Annotated in this window: 11 protein-coding genes; 5 read left to right on the top strand and 6 right to left on the bottom strand. The window is 66.4% G+C overall.

Going from position 1 to position 10680, the window contains the following annotated elements:
- Window positions 1–187 precede the first annotated feature (187 nt).
- The 4 genes from AC1DN0_RS31220 to AC1DN0_RS31205 all read right to left on the bottom strand — a co-directional run bounded on the left by AC1DN0_RS31220 (window position 188) and on the right by AC1DN0_RS31205 (window position 4360).
- Window positions 188–1051 carry a ferritin family protein gene (locus tag AC1DN0_RS31220; RefSeq protein WP_441637196.1) on the bottom strand — a complete coding sequence of 288 codons (864 nt, stop codon included), beginning with the start codon at window positions 1049–1051 and terminating at the stop codon, window positions 188–190.
- Between the two features lie 198 nt (window positions 1052–1249).
- Window positions 1250–2470 (bottom strand): patatin-like phospholipase family protein, encoded by a 1221-nt coding sequence (locus AC1DN0_RS31215; protein WP_441637200.1) that lies wholly within the window; start codon window positions 2468–2470, stop codon window positions 1250–1252.
- Window positions 2471–2539: 69 nt separating this feature from the next.
- Window positions 2540–3421, bottom strand: coding sequence for a PhaM family polyhydroxyalkanoate granule multifunctional regulatory protein (locus AC1DN0_RS31210; RefSeq protein ID WP_441637194.1), 882 nt, complete (start codon window positions 3419–3421; stop codon window positions 2540–2542).
- Window positions 3422–3490: 69 nt separating this feature from the next.
- Window positions 3491–4360: an enoyl-CoA hydratase/isomerase family protein gene (locus AC1DN0_RS31205; protein ID WP_276286433.1), complete on the bottom strand. Its 870-nt coding sequence runs from the start codon at window positions 4358–4360 to the stop codon at window positions 3491–3493.
- A 114-nt stretch (window positions 4361–4474) separates the two neighbouring features.
- Between AC1DN0_RS31205 and AC1DN0_RS31200 the strand changes: the two genes are divergently transcribed.
- A complete protein-coding gene (locus tag AC1DN0_RS31200) occupies window positions 4475–4930 on the top strand; it encodes a CoA transferase (protein ID WP_441637198.1) in 456 nt (151 codons plus the stop codon).
- Here AC1DN0_RS31200 and AC1DN0_RS31195 read toward each other — a convergent pair.
- Together AC1DN0_RS31195 and AC1DN0_RS31190 are read right to left on the bottom strand one after the other, a co-directional pair.
- Complete coding sequence (locus tag AC1DN0_RS31195) at window positions 4927–5910, bottom strand: fumarylacetoacetate hydrolase family protein (RefSeq protein WP_441637192.1); 984 nt, start codon at window positions 5908–5910, stop codon at window positions 4927–4929. The genes AC1DN0_RS31200 and AC1DN0_RS31195 overlap by 4 nt on opposite strands.
- A 31-nt stretch (window positions 5911–5941) precedes the next feature.
- Window positions 5942–6961, bottom strand: a complete 1020-nt coding sequence (locus AC1DN0_RS31190; protein ID WP_441637190.1) for a Bug family tripartite tricarboxylate transporter substrate binding protein — start codon at window positions 6959–6961, stop codon at window positions 5942–5944.
- Between the two features lie 270 nt (window positions 6962–7231).
- Here AC1DN0_RS31190 and AC1DN0_RS31185 point away from each other — a divergent pair, with 270 nt between their 5' ends.
- The 4 genes from AC1DN0_RS31185 (at window position 7232) to AC1DN0_RS31170 (ending at window position 10567) form a co-directional block, all read left to right on the top strand.
- On the top strand, window positions 7232–8065 hold the full coding sequence (locus AC1DN0_RS31185; RefSeq protein ID WP_441637188.1) for an IclR family transcriptional regulator: 834 nt from the start codon (window positions 7232–7234) through the stop codon (window positions 8063–8065).
- A 19-nt stretch (window positions 8066–8084) separates the two neighbouring features.
- Window positions 8085–9134 (top strand): DUF3108 domain-containing protein, encoded by a 1050-nt coding sequence (locus tag AC1DN0_RS31180; protein WP_477104495.1) that lies wholly within the window; start codon window positions 8085–8087, stop codon window positions 9132–9134.
- 91 nt (window positions 9135–9225) lie between these two features.
- Window positions 9226–10068: a 3-oxoadipate enol-lactonase gene (gene pcaD, locus AC1DN0_RS31175; protein ID WP_441636162.1), complete on the top strand. Its 843-nt coding sequence runs from the start codon at window positions 9226–9228 to the stop codon at window positions 10066–10068.
- Window positions 10069–10309: 241 nt separating this feature from the next.
- Window positions 10310–10567: a BTH_I0359 family protein gene (locus AC1DN0_RS31170; protein ID WP_035859088.1), complete on the top strand. Its 258-nt coding sequence runs from the start codon at window positions 10310–10312 to the stop codon at window positions 10565–10567.
- Window positions 10568–10680 lie beyond the last annotated feature (113 nt).

The following is a 10680-nucleotide window of genomic DNA, read 5'->3' as shown; positions in this document are numbered from 1 at the left end:
GTCCATGGCGCAGTCACGCCAAGCAGCTGCCGGTACAGTTCCACGCTGTCCATCGCACACCTCCTTACCAAGCCATGCGCGAAAGCGTACTACCTACCCACACGAAAGTCTGAAGAACCAAAAAACAAAACCCCATCAACCGATGGGGTCCGTTCTGCCGAAGGCAACTCAAATAACCAAACCTGAATCAAGCCTGCGCCGGCTGCGCCCCCCCAGCCGCCTGCAACTTCGCATTCAACTCCTTCCGATACCGGTTCAAATCCTGCACCGTCTCAAACGTGCGCTCGAACAACAGCGACATATTGTGCAGAATCCGCTCGATGACCTTCTTCTCCCAGCTTTCGTCAAAGCGGATCTGCTCGTCGAGCCAGTGCTCGAGCCAGTCCGGATCCGGCAGGCGCGATTGCACGGTGTCGTTGGGGAACAGCGCCTTGTTGACGTGCAGGTTGGTCGGGTGCAGCGGCTTTTCGGTGCGGCGGGCGGAGGCCATCAGCACGCCGATCTTGGCGAAGGCCGAGCGGGCGCTGTCGCCGAACTGGTTGAGGTATTTCTTCATGTAGCGCAGGTAGGCGCCACCGTGGCGGGCTTCGTCCTGCGACAGGGTGCGGTAGATCTGCTTGATCACCGGCTCGGTGTGCCATTCGGCGGCACGGCGGTACCAGTGGTTCAGGCGGATCTCGCCGCAGAAATGCAGCATCAGGGTTTCCAGCGGCGGGGCCGGGTCGAACTCGAAGCGCACGGCGTGCAGTTCTTCCTCGGTCGGCACCAGGTCCGGGCGGAAGCGGCGCAGGTATTCCATCAACACCAGCGAATGCTTCTGCTCTTCAAAGAACCAGATGCTCATGAATGCCGAAAAGTCGGAATCGTGGCGGTTGTCGCGCAGGAACATCTCGGTGGCGGGCAGGGCCGACCATTCCGTGATGGCATTCATGCGGATCGTCTTGGCCTGGTCGTCCGTGAGCAGGCTCGGGTCGAAGGAATCCCAGGGGATGTCCTTGTCCATGTGCCAACGTACCGCTTCCAGCGATTTGAACAGTTCGGGGTAGAGCATGGTAAGCCTTTGAAATTACGGGCAGATTCTACCAGATGCGAATTATTCCCAATGCTCTTTTCATGCGGAAACGATGGGAGCGGATGCGGCTGGATCTGCGCGGTACTTAATTTATGGGCGAATATCGCTTGTTCCACCGATTTTCCTTGCGCGGCAAGGAGCATTATGCGTCACTTGCGGCTGGGCCGCGCCGATAGGTCAGGCCATCGCGCGGGCAGGTGGTTCATGACCCAGTGTAGCCGGGCGCGCGGACGTTGCGCCTATCTCGTTGCCATGATCGGGCGGGATGATGTCATACAGGAAGGCGGCCAGTTCGTGTTGTTGAGCCAGAGCATCCTGTTCGCCCAGGGTGATCAGTGCCTGGGTGAACTCAGGCTCGAACAGCAGGTAGCTGGCAAAGGCCGCGCCGCGCGCTTCGGTGCCGCCCAGCGGGGTCAGCAAGGCGCGCACGGTGCGCGGCAGCTGTTTTACATGTGTGGCAGCGATGGCTTCGATGGGTTCGCTGGGCGAAATCGTCATCACTTGCACCGGGCGCCAGCCCTCCCTGTCGTTGGCGATTTCCGGCATGCGCGAGAGCAGGTTGTTGATGTGCTGCAGCCGTTCCAGGTCCGCGGACAGACCGTCGAGGAAGATGCTCGCCAGGGCTTGGCCGCCCACCTGCGCCAGCGACGGGTAGCCGCCGGCGGGTACGGTGTCGAACCAGCCCGGGCGCTGGCGCGAAGCGGCGCCGATGGCCAGGATCCGCGAGGCGCCCAGGTGGATTGCCGGCGACAGGGGCGACATCTGGCGCATGGTGCCATCGCCGAACCACTCATGATGCCCGTCCAGTTCCAGCGGCAGCGCGGGGAACAGGAAGGGAATGGACGAGGACGCCAACAGGTGGTCCACACCGATCTTCGCTTCCACGGCCAGCCGCTGGCTGCGGCGCCACGGATGGATGCGGCGGTGCGACTGGTAGAAGGTGACGTGGCGGCCGGTGCTGTAGGACAGCGCCGTCACGGCCAAGGCCTGGAGGTCGCCGGCGTCCAGGCTCGCCTGTACCCGCTCGGGGTCGAACAGCTCGGAGAGCAGGCCGCCGAGCGGCGCGTTGTCGAACAGCGCCCGCGGCGCGCGCCGGGTGACCCAGCCGAAAGCCAGCGCGGAGAGCCAGCGGGCACCCGATGCGCCCACGCCGACCACGCCGGTCCGGTAGACATCCTCGGCATGGATGCCGCTCCATAGCGCGGCCAGGCTGTGGGCCGCCGCGCGGAAATTGGCGGCGTTGATCGCCATGCCTGCGCCGTTGATGGCGCCGGCCGACGTGCCGCAGATGATATCGAAGGGGATGCGGCCGCGATCCAGGCCGTGACGGGCGGCGATGCGGGCGAGGCCTTGCAGCACGCCGGCCTGGTAGGCGGCGCGGGCGCCGCCGCCCATCATGATCAGCGCGGTGGTCTTCACCAAGGGTGTCGGCTCGATGGGTGGATCACGGCCAGCTCCGGCACGGGTTCAGTGCGGCTCGCCGGGCACATCCGGCTTGTCCCCGGATGCGGGGGCGCCGGCCGTGCCATTCACCGGCGCGGACTTGGTCGCCGCGGGCTTCTTGCCGGCCGGACGCTTGGCTGCGGCCTTGCCTGCGGCCTTGACGGCTGGCTTGGCGGCGGATTTGGTGCCGGGTTTGCTGGCCGCCTTGGCAGGTTTTGCCGTCTTGCCCGCACCGGCCGGCGGCTTGCTCGCGGGCTTGGCGGCAGATCCGGGCTGCGCATCCGCCCCTGGCATGCCAAAGCCGCCGAGATTGCCGAACGGCGTCAGGCTGGCGGTTGCGGCGCTGCTGGCGATCTGGTTGAACTGTTGCTGCAGAACATCCCACCACAGACTGGCATCGGGCGGGGGCGCGCTGGCCTGGCCGGACGCGGCGGCCGGCTGTTCCGCCTGGCCGGCTGCGGACGCTTCGGGGACGTCGGGGCCGTTGTCTTCCTCGTCCTCGTTTTCCTCGACCGTGGGCTCGGGCCAGACGCGCTTTGCCGCGGCGGGTTCCGCCTTGTGCTGGAACGGCGCGGCGCTCGGCGAGCTGGCGGCGCGCGCGACGTTTTCCATGGCGCTTTGCATGGCCTCGGGCGAAAGCGCGGTGCCGATGGTCTGCAGCGCCACCAGGGTGGCGCGCTGGACCTCCAGGCCCTGGATGGTGGTGCGCAGCAAATTGGTGTTGAGCTGCAGCCAGCCTTCCACGGCCTTGAGGTCGTGGATGCGCTTGTCGACTTCCTCCAGGTTCATCGGCGGGGTCATGGCCTGCAGGCCCGGCATCAGCCCGCCGGGCATGCCGGCGGCGCTGCCCCACATCTTGCGGAGGAACTCGAAGCCGTTGGTGAAATCTGGGATCTGGCCGAACATCGTTTCGTCTCCGGGGGTCGGCAGCCGGCGGTGCCGGCTGCGGGGTCGAACTACATTAGTCGAACTGCATCAATCGAACTTCGGCGGCCGCTTCTGCCGCAGGCTCGCCACGCCTTCCTGTACATCGGGGCCGGCAAAGCCCATGAATTCAAGCGCCAGCGAACTGTCGAACGCCGGGCCCGCCATGCGCAGCCAGTTGTTGAGCGCGTACTTGGTCCAGCGGATCGCCGTTTGCGACCCGGCGGCCAGCCGGCGCGCCACGTCGAAGGCGCGCTCGACCAGTTCATCCTCGTCCACGGTCAGCGACACCAGCCCGATGCGCTCGGCCTCTTCGCCGCTCACCGACTCGCACAGCATCAGATAGTACTTTGCCTTGGCCATCCCGCACAGCAGGGGCCACACGATCGCGGCATGGTCGCCTGCCGCCACGCCCAGCCGCGTATGGCCGTCGACGATGCGCGCGGTCCTGGCCGCGATCGAGATATCGGCCAGCAGCCCGGCCACCAGCCCGGCGCCGACTGCCGGGCCGTGCATGGCCGAGACGATCGGCTTGTCGCAGTTGATGACGTTGTAGACCAGGTCCCGTGCTTCGTGCCACACCCGCGTGCGGGTGGCGAAATCGTTGGCCATGTCTTCCACCAGGGACAGGTCGCCGCCGGCGGAGAAGCCTTTGCCCTCGCCGCGGATCAGCGCCACGCGCACCTCGGGGTCGGCCGAGACGTCGCGCCAGATTTCCGCCAGTTCGCGGTGCATGTTGGCGTCGGCGGTGGCCAGCTTGCGGTTGGCGGACTGGTCCGCGCCCATCACGATTTCGAGGATGGGACCATGCCTGCGCAGGGTCAGCGCGCGGTAGCGGTCGTAGCGCGGCGACAACGGCGCGGCGTCGGGCTGGGGCAGCGGTGAGGATTGCGGAGCATCTTGCGGAGGGATTGCGGTCATGGGGGGAGCGATGGCGGTGGCCATTCCATAGTGGATCATGGTGGGACCGGGCCGCGCATCGCAGCCCGGGGGCGCCACCGGAGCCTGCGCTGCGGCGGCGCATAGTCGACGGCAATTAGTCAACCGGTCGGTCGGTCAATTATAAGCACTCCCCGTCCTGTCTCTGCTAATCGCCGGAAGTTTCTCGCGCGCGCGCTTCATTCACCGCAAAGTCCCGCTTTTCCAGCACGTGCTGGCGCAGTAGCGCTTACGCAGTCCTCAGCGCATTGGCTGGCCGCGTTCGACAAGGCGGGGGTTCCGGCCGGGCCCGTCCACTCCGTGGGCGAAGCCCTGAGTCACCCGCAAACGCTCGCGCGCGGCATGGTGGTTGAGCAGCAGCATCCCGAGGCGGGCCCGATCAAGACCATCGGGCTGCCCGTGAAGCTGTCCGAGACGCCGGCGCAATACCTGCGGCCGTCGCCCCGGCTGGGGGAGGATACGCGAGCGCTCCTTGCCGAAGGTGGCTATGGGGAGCGGGAGATCGCTGCCATGCTCGCGCAGGGCATCGTCATGGAACCGGCGGTGGCTTAGCGCGGGGCCGACACCAGCTGGTCGATAGCGCCGAATACCGAACGGCCCTGCGCGTCGAACATCTCGATCTTGACCGCGTCGCCGTACTTCATGAAGCCGGTGACCGGCTGGCCGCCATCGATGATCTCCAGCATGCGCTTCTCGGCGATGCAGCAGTAGCCCTTGCTGCGGTCGACGTTGGAGATGGTGCCGGAGCCCACGATGCTGCCCGCCCGCACATTGCGCGTCTTGCAGATATGGGCGATGAGCTGGCCGAAATCGAACACCATGTCGGTGCCGCAGTCGGGCGCGCCCACTTTCTTGCTGTTCCAGTGCACGGTCATCGGCAGGTGCACGCGGCGTTCGCGCCAGGCTTCGCCCAGCTCGTCGGGCGTGACCGCCACCGGCGAGAACGCCGTGGCCGGCTTGCTCTGGAAGAAGCCAAAGCCCTTGCCCAGCTCGGCCGGGATCAGGTTGCGCAGCGACACATCGTTGGCCAGCATGATGAGGCGGATGGCGTCGGCGGCCTGCTCGGGCTTGGCCCCCATCTTCACGTCGCCGGTGATGACGGCGATCTCGGCTTCGAAGTCGATGCCGAAGGCTTCGCTGGCGCACACGATATCGTCGTGCGGGCCGATCATGTCGTCAGAGCCGCCCTGGTACATCAGCGGGTCGGTCCAGAACTCGGGCGGCATCTCGGCGCCGCGCGCGCGGCGCACCAGCTCCACGTGGTTCACATAGGCCGAGCCGTCGGCCCACTGGTAGGCGCGCGGCAGCGGCGCCATGCAGGCCTTGGGGTCGAAGGCGAACGGATGGCGCGCGCGTCCCGCGTTCAGGGCGTCGTAGACGTCCTGCAACTGCGGCGCGTAGAAGTTCCAGTCGTCCAGCGCGTTCTGCAGCTTGCCGGCGACATCGTTGACGTAGTGGGCGGTCTTCAGGTCGCGCGAGACGACCACGAGCTGGCCGTCGCGCGAGCCGTCCTTGAGGGTGGCGAGTTTCATGTATGCAATGCGTTAGGAAAAAAGCGGCCCGCTAGTCTACCGTGATGCCCTTGGCCTTGATCAGTTTGCCCCAGCGCTCGGCTTCGGCATGGGCGTACTGGGCGAATTCCTCGGGTGTGCTGGATACCGGCTCCACGCCGATGCCTTCGAAGCGCTTCTGCACGTCGGCGCTCTTGAGCGCCTTTACCAGTTCGGCGTTCAGGCGCGTCACTACCGGCTTGGGCGTGCCGGCCGGCACCACCACGCCTTGCCAGGCATAGGCCTCGAAGCCGGGCACGCCGGCCTCGGCCACCGTCGGCACCGTGGGCAGCGCCGTCAGGCGCTTGGGCGTGGCCACGCCGAGGGCGCGCACCTTGCCAGCGGCGACGTTCTGCTGGCCGGACGCCAGGTCGAGAAACATCAGTTCCACCTGGCCGGCGAGCAGGTCCTGCACCGCCGGGGCAGCGCCCTTGTACGGCACGTGTGTCATCTTCGTCCTGGTCTGGTCCATGAACAGTTCCATGGCCAGGTGGTGCGGGCTGCCGGCGCCGGGCGAGGCGAAATTGACCTTGCCGGGATTCTTCTGCACATACTCGATCGCTTCCTTCAATGTGCGTGCGGGGAAGTTCGGCGTGGCGACCAGGATCAGCGGGAAGCGCGCCACCATGCTTACATGCACGAAATCCTTGTCGGCGTTGTAGGGCAGCTTCTTGTACAGCGAAGGATTGGCCGCCAGCGTGGCGGTATCGGCCGTCAGCAGCGTGTAACCGTCAGGCTTGCTGTGTGCCACGGCGTCGGCGCCGACGATGGTGGCCGCGCCCGGCCGGTTGTCGATCACCACCTGCTGGCCGAGTGCCGGCGTGATGGCCTGGCCCAGCGTGCGCGCCACCACGTCGGTGCCGCCGCCGGCCGGGTAGGGCACCACCCAGCGGATCGGCTGGGTGGGCCAGTTGTCCGCGGCGCGGGCGGGCAGCACGGCGGCTCCCAGCGCCAGCGTGGCAAGCAGCGGTACCGCGCAGGCGCGCCAGGCTTGCCGTGCGGGCAGCAGGGAAAAGGGGAAAAGGCGGGTCATCGTTGTCTCCTGTAGAAGTCGGCCGCGTCGCGCCATGTGCGTTGCATGGCGGCTGCCGCGCCGGGGTTGGCCGGTGCGGTGTCATGGCATCAGCGCCCGGCCTGTATAGCGGTGTTCAAAGTGCGTTCAAAGTCTACCGACGGTTTAAAAATTGGTAAATCGATTTCGCTATAGTAAATTTAGGTTCCAACCTGCGTGATCGTCTCGCCCGTATTATTCCGGGATGTGATTCGTGCATGGCTTATTCACCGTTTTTCCGCAAGTTGCCGCATGACCGAACTCGAAGAAGACGATTCCAAATTGCGTTCCGGCATCCAGTCGATCGAGGTTGGCTTCAAGTTGCTGCAGGCGCTGGCCGCGTCGCCGCGCGCCATGATGCTGCGCGACCTGGCCGCCGCCGCCGACATGAATCCGGCCAAGGCGCACCGCTACCTGGTCAGTTTCCAGCGGCTGGGCATGGTGGCGCAGGACCCGGTGGGCGGACGCTACGACCTGGGCCCATTCGCGCTGCAGCTTGGCCTCGCGGGACTGAACCGGCTGGATCCGGTCAAGAAGGCCCGCCCGATTCTGTCGCAGTTGCGCGACGAAATGGACCAGACCATCGGCATCGCCGTGTGGGGCAACCACGGCCCGACCATCGTGCATTGGGAGGAGTCGAGCCACCCGGTTACGGTAAGCCTGCGCCTGGGCGATGTCATGCCCATGCTCAACTCCGCCACCGGCCGCCTGTATGGCGCTTATCTGCCGAAACAACAAACGCGGCCGCTGGTAGAACGGGAACTGGCCGAGCGCGGCCATGACGATATTCCGGGCCTGCCGCGCTCGCTGGCCGACTACGACGCGGTCTGCGAGGACGTGCGGGTGCATGGCGCGGCGCGCATCAAAGGTGGCGTGCTACCGGGCATCAATGCATTCTCGATGCCGGTGTTCGACGCCAACGGCCATGTCGCGATGGCTTTGATCGTGCTCGGCGCGCAGAGCGTATTCGATGCAGAATGGGGCGGTACGGTCGATCGTCACGTACGCGACATCGCCCGGCAGATTTCTTCGGAGCTTGGTTATCTTGGTGGCAGCCCGACGAACGGGCCGAACGGCCTTTCCTGACAAGCCCGCCTCGCGCCGCGTGCGCTTGGCGCTCGCGCTTGCGCTCGTGCTGGCGGTGCACCTGTTGGTGGTGGTGGGCCTGATGCACCTTCCCGGCCCGCCGGGCGACCCGACCGCCATGCCGGCGATCGAGGCCATCCTGCTGCCGCCGCCGGAGCCGCCGGCCGCGAAAGCGCCGTCGCATCCGGCACCCGTTGTGCAGAAGCGGCCCGCCGCGCCGCGGCCGGAGGCAGCGCCAGAACCCGTCCCGGCCGAATCGCTCCCGGAATCCCACCCTGAGACGCCGGCCACCGCGGAGGCGCCGACGCTGCTGACTGCGCCTGGCTCCGGCCCGGCCATGGCGAGCGCCGGCGGCCAGGCCGGGCAGGGTGCCGCATCCGCGTCCGCGCCCGCGGCTGCGGACGCGGGCTTGCCGGCGGACGGCGTTCGCTATTCGCCGCCGCCGTCCAGGCTGCTGCACTACGCCAGCTTCGTCAACGGCGTACAGAATCCGGATGGCCTCATCCGCTGGCAGCAGGACGGAGCGCGCTATCTGCTTGCGGTGGAAACACGGGTGCTGTGGTTCCGTTTCAACTTCCACAGCAGCGGCGCACTCAGTGAACGCGGCCTGGCGCCGGAGCGCTATGAGGAGAACCGCCGCAACCGCAGCGAGGCGGCCCGCTTCGACCGCGCCGCCGGCGCCCTGGTCTTCGAGGGGCGCAACAAGCAGGTGCCCTTGCCCGCCGCGGGCCAGGACCGCTTCAGCGTATTCCTGCAACTGGTCGGGCTGGTCCGCGGAAATCCGCAGCGCTACGCCACGCCCGGCGTCACCGAAACCTTCGAGGTGGCGGATACGCGTGACCTGGAGCCGATGCAGGTGCAGTATGTGGGAGAGGAGGACGTCGACACCGGTCACGGAGCGGTACACGCCAAGCATTTCATGCGCCTGCCGCGGCATGCGGGCGATCGCCGGCGGGTGGAGGTGTGGCTGGCGCAGTCGCTGCAGTGGATGCCGGTGAAGCTGCGCCAGACGGAGCCCGACGGCACCCAGATCGAACTCGTCTACCGCGACAGCGAAGCGCTGCGCTGAGTCGTCAATGAGTCGTCAATGATTCGTCAAGCGGTGGCGCGTCGGTTGCCGCCGTGGTTCACCGCGTTTGCTCAACTTCCGGAGACCTGCCATGAGCGCCACCCAGCCACCGTCCGAGGCCCGCCGCGTCAGCGTGGGCGATATCAGCCTCCAGGTTCGCATCGACGGGGGCGATGGCCCGTGGGTGATCCTGGCGCACGCGCTGGGTGCCAACCATACCTTGTGGGACGCCACCGCGCGCCACCTGGCGCCGCGCTATCGCGTGCTGCGCTACGACCTGCGCGGGCATGGCCAGAGCGATGCGCCGATCGGCGCCTATTCGATGATCCGCATGGCCGACGACGTGGCCGCCCTGATGGATGCGCTGGCGGTGCCGGAGGCGCATTTCGTCGGCGTCTCGGTTGGCGGCATGATCGGGCAGACGATGGCTGTGCGGTATCCGGAGCGGTTGCTGTCGCTTACGCTGGTGGATACCGTCAACCGTACCCCGCTGGATGCCCACCCGATGTGGCATGACCGCATCGGCCACGTGGAGGCGCACGGCATGGCGGGCGTGGCTGACAGCACGCTGGAGCGCTGGCTGAGCGCGCCGTACCGGGCCGCGCATCCGGAGGAGGCGCAGCGCGTGCGCGAAATGATCCTGTCCACGCCCGTGCATGGCTATGTGGGATCGGGGCAGGCCATCATGGCATTCGACCTGGCCGGGGCGATCGCACGCATTCATTGCCCCACATTGGTGGTAGTCGGCGAGGAGGATCAGGGCGCGCCTCCGGAGATGGCGCGCGAGATTGCCGCGACCATCCCCGGCGCGCGCCTGGAAGTGTTGCCCCGGGCGGCGCACCTTGCCCATCTCGAACAAGCCGAGCGTTTTCACGCAGTGCTCGACGCTTTCCTTGGTAATGCGGCTTGTGGGGCACAGTGCGAGGCGCCCTGATGCGATATCCGGTAATTTCCAGCAATATCTTTCGAACATAACTCAAGAACTTGCTGACAGCGCCGTTGCCCAATGTAGTGAGGGAACGCTTAATTCCTGCGGTTCGCCGAAGCAAGAATCTTGAAAACACGGCAAACACCCTCAGCTTGGAGGTGAAATCGCGGAGGGCAACCGGCCAGTGTGCCGGTAATCGGAAGAATCATTGGCCCGCCGCTTACCCATGACAGCCAGGAGGTATGCCATGCAAATGATCTACAACAGCGACAATTACTGCATTGTCGAGTTTGGTGCGGATGTCGAGCATGCGCCTCTTGCCTCTGGCGGCTATGAAATCGTCGACAAGAACCTGAAACGCGAGATTTTCCTCGGCGGCCAGATGGCCGAGAGCTTTCGCGCGGACGTGCAACGTCTGATCGAGAGCGAGCCGTCGGTGGAAGAGGTGGACGATTTCCTTGGCAAGTTCGACACCGTGATGGTTCAGCCGCTGGTGATGCACTAGGCTTGTAGCCGCCTCTGCCGGTTCCTCGCTCAAGGGCGGCCGGCGAGTGAAACGGAAACGAGAAGCCCGCGCAATGCGCGGGCTTCTCGTTTTCAAGGCGCCGGTCCCCGGCG

Source organism: Cupriavidus sp. 05N39, assembly GCF_056397325.1.
The sequence above is the reverse complement of the archived record's forward strand: the minus strand, read 5'-3'. Positions and strand labels throughout refer to the sequence as shown.

What these genes read in the sequence shown, in the direction of transcription:
- AC1DN0_RS31205 (WP_276286433.1), bottom strand. Translation starts at nt 4,360, where the DNA reads ATGACCGCAATCCCTCCGCAAGATGCTCCGCAATCCTCACCGCTGCCC.
- AC1DN0_RS31185 (WP_441637188.1), top strand. Translation starts at nt 7,232, where the DNA reads ATGACCGAACTCGAAGAAGACGATTCCAAATTGCGTTCCGGCATCCAG.
- pcaD (WP_441636162.1), top strand. Translation starts at nt 9,226, where the DNA reads ATGAGCGCCACCCAGCCACCGTCCGAGGCCCGCCGCGTCAGCGTGGGC.
- AC1DN0_RS31170 (WP_035859088.1), top strand. Translation starts at nt 10,310, where the DNA reads ATGCAAATGATCTACAACAGCGACAATTACTGCATTGTCGAGTTTGGT.
- AC1DN0_RS31210 (WP_441637194.1), bottom strand. Translation starts at nt 3,421, where the DNA reads ATGTTCGGCCAGATCCCAGATTTCACCAACGGCTTCGAGTTCCTCCGC.
- AC1DN0_RS31220 (WP_441637196.1), bottom strand. Translation starts at nt 1,051, where the DNA reads ATGCTCTACCCCGAACTGTTCAAATCGCTGGAAGCGGTACGTTGGCAC.
- AC1DN0_RS31190 (WP_441637190.1), bottom strand. Translation starts at nt 6,961, where the DNA reads ATGACCCGCCTTTTCCCCTTTTCCCTGCTGCCCGCACGGCAAGCCTGG.
- AC1DN0_RS31195 (WP_441637192.1), bottom strand. Translation starts at nt 5,910, where the DNA reads ATGAAACTCGCCACCCTCAAGGACGGCTCGCGCGACGGCCAGCTCGTG.
- AC1DN0_RS31215 (WP_441637200.1), bottom strand. Translation starts at nt 2,470, where the DNA reads ATGATGGGCGGCGGCGCCCGCGCCGCCTACCAGGCCGGCGTGCTGCAA.